The organism is uncultured Tateyamaria sp., from assembly GCF_947497045.1.
In the GTDB taxonomy this organism is placed as follows: Bacteria; Pseudomonadota; Alphaproteobacteria; order Rhodobacterales; family Rhodobacteraceae; genus Tateyamaria.
This window is the reverse complement of the sequence record NZ_CANMEU010000024.1, coordinates 1-9,043: the sequence shown is the minus strand read 5'-3', so window position 1 is coordinate 9,043 and position 9,043 is coordinate 1. Positions and strand designations below refer to the sequence as shown.

Below are 9,043 nucleotides of genomic sequence, written 5' to 3'. Positions count from 1 at the left end.
CAAGGGTTACGATGAGCGAAAGACACTCCCTTAGCAAAACAATGCTGTCTGTCTCAAAGGCCGTGACGGGTTACAGGCGGGCCAATACGCACTTGTCACAGGCTAAGGTCGAGGGCGAAGGGATGCCGCTGTGGCAACTGACGTTCAACGACAACCCCTATATCCTCTATTCCGACGACACCTATTGCAGCCTCGGCTCCATGGCGATGTGGCGTGGCGGATGGAATGATGTGACCGTCTATGCCCACTATGGCGAAGGCGGGGAAGATGTGTACTTCCAGCTATACCGCAACGGTGTCCTGCTCTGCGAACGGAACCGCCCACTGATGCATCCGAGCCTATGGGGCCGTAATCAGCAGATCGGCTTCAAATATGGAATCTATAACTCATTCGTTAGTCGTTACCTGCGTATACATGATCGCCTCCCGACCCATGTGATCTTCTATGACGAGATGCTGGCTGGATCGCGACGTGAGGACGTGGATGTCAGAGTGCGTGAATCTGCTGGGTTGCCACCTGTTGATTGAAGGCACCCGTCGATTGGTCGGCCCTGACCAAAGACAGGCCATTTATGAAAGGTTGCTTCAGCGAAATGTAATCAGGTCTGAACTTGGCATTCGCCGCCTAAATGTTCCTGAACTTTACCGAAGGAAGAAACGGATGATTGCAGAAGCCCGATATGATGAGATCATGGAACCTTATGTCGATTCCGCCTTCAGTATGATCGACTGGCCTGACAGCTTCACAGGTCGGATTTTGTTGGGGGTCAAGACGTACCGTGATTGTGCAGCCCAATGTGAGCGGGAGACAGGATATGCAAATCCACGTGATGGCACTCCTGATATCCTCAAGCTGATCCATCAGTATGTTGCACCATTGACCTGATCATGCCTCTTCAGCTTCGGGTAGGCCGTGCCACCACTGCTCAACGGCTTCGTCGAGCAACGCTCCCAATGGGATGCGAGATGCTTCCTTAACCTCTCTCAAACGGTCGTAGGTGACCGTCTTGACGGCGCGAATGGTGACCTGTTTGCGATCTGACATGATGCAATCCTCCTTGCCTGTATTTAGGGTTTGAAGGGCAACTGCATTGCGGTTGCTGTAGGTTTCCATTGACGTTCGCAATCAGCGAGAGAACCGCACACATTATTCGTCACCAACGCCCAAATACCTCGCCACCGATGCACAGCAAATGCATTGCAACCGAGGAGATTTTCATGGCGTCACAACTACTCACACATTCAGCATTATTGATGTTGGACCTGCATCAGTGCAGCTTCGCTACCCCCACATCCAAGAAAAATCTGGCCAATGTCACCGCATCGCCTTCGATCTCACTAAGTTCTTTGGGTCGAGCCAATCACGAGTATGAGGATATCCAACAATGACGAGACCAAACATTCATCAGATGAGAAGCAGCATTGCTGCCATTAACATCGGCAAAGCGGGCCTTGGGGCCGATCAGAAGAACAAGAGACGGGTACTGCGCAGCACCGCAGAGATCACTGGGGATATGACCCTGATGTCGGTTCTGCATGAACAAGATAAGCTAGAGGCCCAGTACAAAGCCGCCTGTGAACACGCATCACCACGTCGCACACGTCGTGCCAATGCCAGCAGAAAGCCAGGTGGCCGCAAAGACTACAAGTCACCAGAAGGCTTCAACGAATGCGGACTTGAGGTCGGATGTTCGTATGCCAACCGTGCTGGTGCACGTATGGAGGCGAAGAAGGCGGGCTTTCCAGACGTGATGCGTCATCCGACAACCATCAATCTTTGCATCGTGCCTGCTTGGGGATGCTTGAAACTTGCAGCCGATCTCCAGAGGCAGAAACTACGATGTAAGCTGGTTGGGTTCTCATTCGGTGTCCAGATCGAAGGCATGTTTTCGTATGTGATGAAAACGGCAGCGTACCTGCAAACGATGTTCCCGATGGATGAATGGCCTGACGGATTTGATCCCGTGAACCGCCCAGACGAACTGTTCGCATTGTTCCACATCCACTGCGACATCTCTGATCCGTTTCTGACCAAGAGGCAGGTGCGTGACATCGTTGCTGATGCGTTCCCTGGCAGTCATCGTGTTTGCGTCAGAAAGGTTCAGCCTGAAGAAGAAACCGAAGATGGTGAACGGACTCGTGGTGGTCAGGGGTACTTGGAATATGCTGCCATGGATAAGGTTGAGATCAAGTTCGACACTGCTAGGCAACGTGAAGAAGCGACTGTCGCCCATGCCCGTCTGTCGAAAACTTGGACAAAGCGGAACAAGTCGTTCTCCATGGGTAAGTCACTTTCTGTGACTGGCGCAAAGATTGATCAGGATAGGGTTGATGAGCTTCTACTGATTGAACGTCTTGAATGGATCAAGAAGAACAAAGACGGTGACGCCTATGCTGAGTGGTTTCTGCACATGTGGAGATCAGGGATGATCAAGGTCATTCAGAAGCCTAGCAAGTGGGTCAAACTTGGTCTTGCTACAGGTGATCGCTTCCTTCAGGCTTTGTCCCTAGTAAAGAACTGGTGCGCCGACGACAGCCCTGAAAGCCCTTGTTTCTTTGACTATGCGGATGCGGTGCTGGAATAGTTGACGTACTGAAGGGTGTAGATGGAACCAATCTTCAGAGAATTTGGCGGCCATCGCATCCTAGCGGCCAAAGAACGGTCGCATTAGCCCGATCAAAAGAAAGAATTGATCAGATCATCCCAATTTCACACCGCTATTGTGTTGGTGAACAATGAAGGCTTGTCGCCACCTTCGGTGATGCATATTTCTTTTTTTCAAAGTCCCTATGATTTCAAAAATATGCATCAATACTTCACGGCCATCTTACCCTCAGAGAGAAAGCGTCTCGGTCTTCGCCTGGAGGATGCAGCGCGATTGTCGGGCCTTTCGGTTCCTACCGTATCCAAATTGGAAGGCGGCAAAGGAACTCTGCGATCAATAATACAATATGTCGACGCATTGGGGGTCACCATTGAATGGCACGGTCGAAATGGAAAACACCACGGCCTATCAATCGCTGAGCGTCGCAAACGCTTAGGTATCAGCCAACGTGCTATGGCCGAACGGATAGGCGTAAGTCACAGAACCATCATAGCCTTGGAGAGAGATTTCACGGGGCGGGTCGAGACGCTGCTGCGATGTATGCATGAATTGAAGTTGAAACCGATCCTATGCAACAGCCGTGGTGTACCCGACGACGGGAACTACAATAGGGTTGATGTGGAATTGCAGCGGGTGCTGATTGCACGGGCTGACAAGGCACCGCAATTTGCCCTCATCCAGTCTGATGCATTGGATGCTTTGCGGGGAATGCCTTCAAATATCATCGACTGTGCCATCACATCGCCTCCGTATTGGCAGCAGCGGGCCTATGAAGCGGGTGGGATTGGTGAAGAACAAACCGTTGAAGACTATCTCATTGGCCTTCGGGCCGTGTTTCAGCAGGTGCATCGGTTGTTGAAGCCATCTGGGTCGTTGTGGGTCAATATTGACGACACCTATCACCAGCGGTCGATGCAGGGGATACCATGGCGGCTGGTTCTTGGATTGGTGGAGGATTGTGGCTGGTTGATCCGCAATGATGTGATTTGGTCGAAGACAGGTGGTTCACTGAACCGATCCAACAATCGTCTTTCCCATCGCCATGAACATCTGTTTCATCTGGTGAAGTCAGAAGACTACTACCATGACCACGATCCGATCCGACTGGCAGCAAAGCCAGCGAGGTTGGATCAGCCGCAGATCGCGACAGCGACGGGGCTGACACTTGACGCATGTCTGGAACGCATTGCCATTAACGATCAGCTTTCTGATGATGAGAAGAGCAAGGCGTCCTATGAAGTAAGAGCAACCTTCGACGAGATCGCACAGGGTAAACTCCACGACTTCAGACTGGTATTACGTGGTGGACGTGTGACGCATTCCGACAGTCAGAGTATCTCAGCCCGCGCATCCAAGCTGGACCAGCAGGGTTATTACCTACTGCGGTATGATCCTGACGGCAGCATGATGGGAGATGTCTGGAATATCGCACCCGACCGATCAAAAGGCCGCAGCGGCCACTATGCGGCTTTCCCTGAGGACCTTTGTGACATTCCAATCAGGGCGACATGCCCGCCATCGGGCGTGGTGCTAGACCCATTTGTTGGCACTGGCACGAGCGTTGTCGTTGCTCAGAAGCTGGGGCGGCACGGGATCGGCATCGACCTGTCGGATGGGTATCTCGACCTTGCACGTCAAAGGCTTCAGATCAGCTAATGGCCGTGCTGCGGGATGATCCTGGCACCCAGCGGTATAATGTCGGCACTGACACACCAACCGCTGCTGCTGCGTCTTTGACGGTTGTACCAGACGCCAGCAGTTCCCGAACCGCATTGATCTTGTCATCCGTCATTTGACGGGGGCGACCACCAACACGACCCTTGGCTTTTGCAGCGGCCAATCCTGCCTTGGTCCGTTCCACGACCAAATCCCGCTCAAATGCCGCCAGCGAACCCATTAAGTGAAACAGAAGGCGTCCGCCTGGTGTGCTGGTGTCGATAGCCTCTGTGACGCTGTGAAAGCCTATACTATCCGTTTCCAGCCGATCCATGATCTGGATCAGATGCGGCAAGCTGCGGCCAACGCGGTCGAGCTTGTAGACGGTCAGAACGTCATCGGAATGAGGACGAAGATAGTCGAGTGCTTGTGCAAGTACGGGACGATCTTTTCTGGCACCAGATGCGATTTCCGTGAAAATCTTATCACAACCAACTGCCTTCAACGCTGCGATCTGGCCATCGTGTGTTTGTGTATCCGTGCTGACTCGTGCGTACCCGATCTTCAATAGCATCCCCCTCTCAAAACTCATCAGAGTTCTACTTGGACCGTGATCAGGATTCGATAGGGGGTATCGCGAAGTTCACGCCATGTGTTTTCCTGGCCAGGATCGGTCTGACGAGCAGGTACAATCGAGATGCTTGCAAACGACCGTTTTCGATCACAACAGCCTTAGCTACAGTAGTTACAAACAAACGCTCTGCTCTTGAAACGACTGCGCCCTCATCGCATACTTTTGCTAAGGTTCCTTTGAATAAGAAAAACGAGATTGGTTGATGAGTGATAATACCCACAAAGCGTTGCCAAGAGGTATCGCTATCGTAGGAGCCGATTGTAGCGGGAAAACAAGCCTGTTCGACGGACTCGAAATTCATTTTGGAACAGTCTTCCAGTATATCAACTCCATTGCTGGCGCAGTCATCAATGAAGGCTACCCGCTTGGCAAAAATGCAAGCAAAGAGTCCTACATCGAACTTAATAAAAAATACGTGTCTATGCTCAATGATGGGTTGCGAGAACCTAGGGCGTTTGTTTCAGATCGCTCACTGATCGATGCTTATTGCTATGCATTGGTAAACAGCAGACTGCCGCGCCCTCAAATACCCGACATGTTTATCGACTTCCTTCGCCAACAATGGATTTTGGAACTTAATTTTGTAGAAGTATACGTGCAGTGCATCCCCGAATTTGAGATGAAGTATGACGGAAAACGAGTGATGGATGAGGCATACCAAGCCAGCATCAACGAACAGTTTTCTGAATTGCTGCGGGAAGCTGAGAAAAACTACGGAACTAAGGTCGTCAAAGTACGCGGTTCGGTGGAGGCCCGTGTCAAGATGGCTGCCGACTTTATCTCGAAGGAGACTGGAGTCCATATTGATGACTAGAGTTGCAATCATTGGCGCAGGTCCCGCTGGTCTCGCAGCAGCAGACTACTTGTCTCAATTTACAAAATTCAAAGTCGAACTCTTTGAAACTGGAAGACGTAGCAAAGCGCGTATTTGTCCAGTTGATAGGTCCCTCATCTGCAACGGTTGTTCGGGGACCTGCAACGTTCTAAGTGGCATCGGTGGGTGCATACAGCCCGATGACAGCATTAAACTCAGCATGTTCCCGTCTGGCAGGCGGCTGTTGAAACATATCGGGGTACGACAAGCTGCCGCTGCGCAGGGTCGGGCTATGGATTTTTTCGACGTTCGAAGCCAGAACTTTGCCGCAAGCACCACTGAACGTTTTGGAAATTTAGAACTGAGGCACTACCCTATTCATGAGGTTGACCCGAAGGGTGTAGGTAAGCTTCATGACAAGTTCGAATTAATAGCCCAAAAAGTTCACAAGTTTCATGCTAGAACAAGGGTTTTAAGGCTCTCACATTCGCCGACGGGTATCGAAGTACATACGGCAGATAGGACTGAGAAAAACCAAGTGTTCGATAAGGTAATTATTGCCACTGGTAGAACTGGCTTCAATTCTATCCTCGAAAATTCTGATGATTTGAGCATCACAACCAGTCAGCCGAAAATTTCCATTGGTTTGAGGTTAGAACTACCCGCAAACATGCTTGTTTCGATGTTTCATGCTCACAAAGACTTCAAATTTTCCAAGACCTATGGAGAGCATAAGATCAAATCGTTCTGCTTTTCCAGTTCAGGTGAAATGGGAGGTCGTTTAAAGTTCTGCCACTATGACAAGCAGTTCGACTATCCTGTGACACTTCTTGACGGACATGCAAATTATGAGAGCGAGAAACCAAGCCATGTAAGTGGAACAACCTACGGAAATTTAGGGCTTCTAGTCCAGCTTTCAGATGATTGCGATACAAACTGGCTCAACCAGATATTCCTTCGGCATTATTTTGACGAGTGCGCAGGTAAGCCCATCGTACAAAGCCTTGGTAGCTTCATGAAAAATTGCAGTGATGATAAACTTGCTAGAGTTTCGGTTAGAGATGTCCGCTCTGGTAGAGTGGATAAACTGTTTTCCGCTTCACAACATACCGCACTGAAGAAATCCATTCAGGACGTATTAGAGGGTATTGAAGAAAACTCGCCATTCTCTTTTAATCAATTGCTGGCAGAGGGTAGCTGCGTGGGGCCTGAAGTTGAGTTTTTCTGGCCAACAGCGGACGTAAGTAAGAACCTTCAAACTGATGTACCTGGACTTTACCTAGCAGGTGATGCAGTTGGGATAGCACAAGGCAACTTTCAAGCTGCTGTAAGCGGTCTTGTTGCGGCGGATGGCATCTTGCGAGGTGAGGGTGTGCATTTCCCAACAACAGAAATCGCGGCGGAATAGCGATTAGATTGTTGTTGGACCGTGCCTTATCATACGTTCATTTTTAACTTTTGGTTTCGCATGCTCTGGGAATAGAAAACCCATCTTTAGCGTTATCCAATCCCCAACTTCATCCGTTACTCCCTTAACCACTCCCGTGTGTGAATCGCGGACAACCTTGCGCATATGTGACTTGATATTCAGGGTTGCACTAAGTTCTTCGACCCAAAAATCTTCAGCAGCTTGAATGCAGTAGACAGGAATCCAGGTTGAGTCTGAGCTATCAGCTTTGACTTCATCAGTATTCAAATGATCAAGAAAAACTCTAGTAGTCCTTCGGATCATTAAACTGTTTCGGGAAAGTGCTGCCGCGTCGGAGTTCAAAAAACTTACCAGCATTGGTAGTGAGTGCGCACCCAATTGAGGAACGGCGAAAAGAAAAACCACCTTTATTCGTGACAACAAGTCTACGAGGTTCATCTCGATCATCTTGGTGATTGCAATTCGTATTAGCACCCCACCCAAACTATGTCCCATTAGGATGATTTCGCGGTACTCACTGTCCCTCAGTGTATCAACCAAAACCTGTGCTTCTTGTTCCAACGATAGCGACTTGAAGGGATTTAGCCTCTTGAAACCATTGGCGTACTCGTAAAATCCGAAGTCCCAATCTTGAAACTTTGCAAACAATGGTTCTGGTAACTTACCCCATGTCGCATATCTTTCACCATTGAGGCCATGGACAAATACTATAATTTTTTCGTTTTGTGTATCACTTGGTGCATGCACAGAAAGCGGTGTCAGCCTAATCGGATCATCTTTAGCGGATGCGGAATATGATGCCTGAAACTTTTTCATCTAAAAGGACCCAAGGGAAAACTCGATCTTACAACTAATGTGATATCGGCAACCTCCGCACTTTCCAAGCAATAGGTACCCAGGAAACCAACTCCAAACATGTTGCGCAGCGCAACCTACGATGGGTTGTGCGAAAGTTTGTGCGAAAAGGAATCCACGAAAGGGACGCAACCAACTGTTTTTAAATGCATAAACCAAATCACGCCTTGAGTCCGGTACTCGCCTCCAATAAAATCAATGGGTTACGAAAATTCCTGCTCATTAGGTATCACCTCTGGTATCAGTTTCACGTTCTGTGCCTGTTCTGTTCGGGGTCATTTGCGCTTTGCCGCTGCCTGTCGCGCCCGCATGATTTGCCGCGCCTCCCCTGCATATTTGATGATCATCTCTTTGGATGTGTGACCACTGTAGCTGGCGATTTCATCGTCAGTGCAACCCGCCCACGCCAATTCCATCACCCCACGGTAGCGCAGCGCATGCTGGTCATGGGCCATAAGGCCCAAGCGCTTACGCTCGCGTACCATGACGCGGGCCATCGCATGATAGTCCATTTTCGACCCATCAGCTCGCGTCAGGATGTGCCGCGATGGGTGCGGCGCGAACCCCAGATCAGCTTTCGCGCCATCCAGCGCCGCCTTGAGCCCTATGGTGCAGGGCAATGAAAGGGCTGTGTCGGTCTTGTTTTGCCGCAACTTGAGGGTGTCCCCGTCATAGTCACCCCATTGGAAGTCCACCCAGTCACCAGGGCGTTGCACACTGCCCACGCCGATCTCAAAAATCAAACGGGGCAAGGGTTCGCCCTCTTCGCGCATCTTCTCAACCGCCTGATCTGTCCAAGGCAGGTGCGGCTTTTGCCGATCCTTCGGAACCCTCAACGGCTCAATATCAATCGCCGGATTGTCCTTGCGCCACCGCCTGCGGATCGCAAGTTTGGATAGCATGCTGATCGCAGTGGGGATGTAATTGGCAAACCGGACGCGATGCCGGTTCTTCTCCATCGCATCGTAGATGTCGGCCTTGTAACCCGTCACGGCCTTTGAGACAGACAGCATTGTTTTGCTAAGGGAGTGTCTTTCGCTCATCGTAACC

Annotated in this window: 9 protein-coding genes and 1 pseudogene; 6 read left to right on the top strand and 4 right to left on the bottom strand. The window is 50.3% G+C overall.

Going from position 1 to position 9,043, the window contains the following annotated elements; all coding sequences use genetic code 11:
- A pseudogene (locus Q0859_RS21070) lies at positions 1-527 on the top strand (heparin lyase I family protein); the annotation flags it as partial.
- The gene (locus Q0859_RS21065) at positions 496-885 is read left to right on the top strand and encodes a hypothetical protein (RefSeq protein WP_299155056.1); all 390 of its coding nucleotides are present in this window, start codon (positions 496-498) and stop codon (positions 883-885) included. The pseudogene Q0859_RS21070 and the gene Q0859_RS21065, both read left to right, overlap by 32 nt.
- Here Q0859_RS21065 and Q0859_RS21060 read toward each other — a convergent pair whose 3' ends face one another.
- The gene (locus Q0859_RS21060) at positions 886-1,113 is read right to left on the bottom strand and encodes a hypothetical protein (protein ID WP_299155054.1); all 228 of its coding nucleotides are present in this window, start codon (positions 1,111-1,113) and stop codon (positions 886-888) included.
- A 271-nt stretch (positions 1,114-1,384) separates the two neighbouring features.
- Between Q0859_RS21060 and Q0859_RS21055 the strand changes: the two genes are divergently transcribed.
- The gene (locus Q0859_RS21055; RefSeq protein ID WP_299155051.1) at positions 1,385-2,584 is read left to right on the top strand and encodes a hypothetical protein; all 1,200 of its coding nucleotides are present in this window, start codon (positions 1,385-1,387) and stop codon (positions 2,582-2,584) included.
- Between the two features lie 144 nt (positions 2,585-2,728).
- On the top strand, positions 2,729-4,261 hold the full coding sequence (locus tag Q0859_RS21050) for a DNA methyltransferase (protein ID WP_299155060.1): 1,533 nt from the start codon (positions 2,729-2,731) through the stop codon (positions 4,259-4,261).
- Here the strand turns inward: Q0859_RS21050 and Q0859_RS21045 are convergent.
- Positions 4,254-4,835 (bottom strand): recombinase family protein, encoded by a 582-nt coding sequence (locus Q0859_RS21045; protein WP_299155048.1) that lies wholly within the window; start codon positions 4,833-4,835, stop codon positions 4,254-4,256. The genes Q0859_RS21050 and Q0859_RS21045 overlap by 8 nt on opposite strands.
- Before the next feature lie 262 nt (positions 4,836-5,097).
- Here Q0859_RS21045 and Q0859_RS21040 point away from each other — a divergent pair, with 262 nt between their 5' ends.
- Both Q0859_RS21040 and Q0859_RS21035 read left to right on the top strand, forming a co-directional pair.
- Entirely contained in the window at positions 5,098-5,709 is a 612-nt protein-coding gene (locus tag Q0859_RS21040; protein ID WP_299155046.1) for an AAA family ATPase, read from the top strand.
- Positions 5,702-7,117 (top strand): FAD-dependent oxidoreductase, encoded by a 1,416-nt coding sequence (locus tag Q0859_RS21035; RefSeq protein ID WP_299155044.1) that lies wholly within the window; start codon positions 5,702-5,704, stop codon positions 7,115-7,117. The genes Q0859_RS21040 and Q0859_RS21035 overlap by 8 nt, the downstream gene beginning before the upstream one ends.
- A 3-nt stretch (positions 7,118-7,120) precedes the next feature.
- Here Q0859_RS21035 and Q0859_RS21030 read toward each other — a convergent pair whose 3' ends face one another.
- Together Q0859_RS21030 and Q0859_RS21025 are read right to left on the bottom strand one after the other, a co-directional pair.
- A complete protein-coding gene (locus Q0859_RS21030; RefSeq protein WP_299155042.1) occupies positions 7,121-7,954 on the bottom strand; it encodes a hypothetical protein in 834 nt (277 codons plus the stop codon).
- A gap of 314 nt (positions 7,955-8,268) precedes the next feature.
- The coding region (locus Q0859_RS21025; RefSeq protein WP_299155039.1) for a tyrosine-type recombinase/integrase at positions 8,269-9,043 on the bottom strand (775 nt) is incomplete at its 5' end.

Coding starts and splice junctions, on each gene's coding strand:
- Q0859_RS21060 (WP_299155054.1), bottom strand. CDS start 1,113: ATGGAAACCTACAGCAACCGCAATGCAGTTGCCCTTCAAACCCTAAAT.
- Q0859_RS21055 (WP_299155051.1), top strand. CDS start 1,385: ATGACGAGACCAAACATTCATCAGATGAGAAGCAGCATTGCTGCCATT.
- Q0859_RS21045 (WP_299155048.1), bottom strand. CDS start 4,835: ATGCTATTGAAGATCGGGTACGCACGAGTCAGCACGGATACACAAACA.
- Q0859_RS21040 (WP_299155046.1), top strand. CDS start 5,098: ATGAGTGATAATACCCACAAAGCGTTGCCAAGAGGTATCGCTATCGTA.
- Q0859_RS21035 (WP_299155044.1), top strand. CDS start 5,702: ATGACTAGAGTTGCAATCATTGGCGCAGGTCCCGCTGGTCTCGCAGCA.
- Q0859_RS21030 (WP_299155042.1), bottom strand. CDS start 7,954: ATGAAAAAGTTTCAGGCATCATATTCCGCATCCGCTAAAGATGATCCG.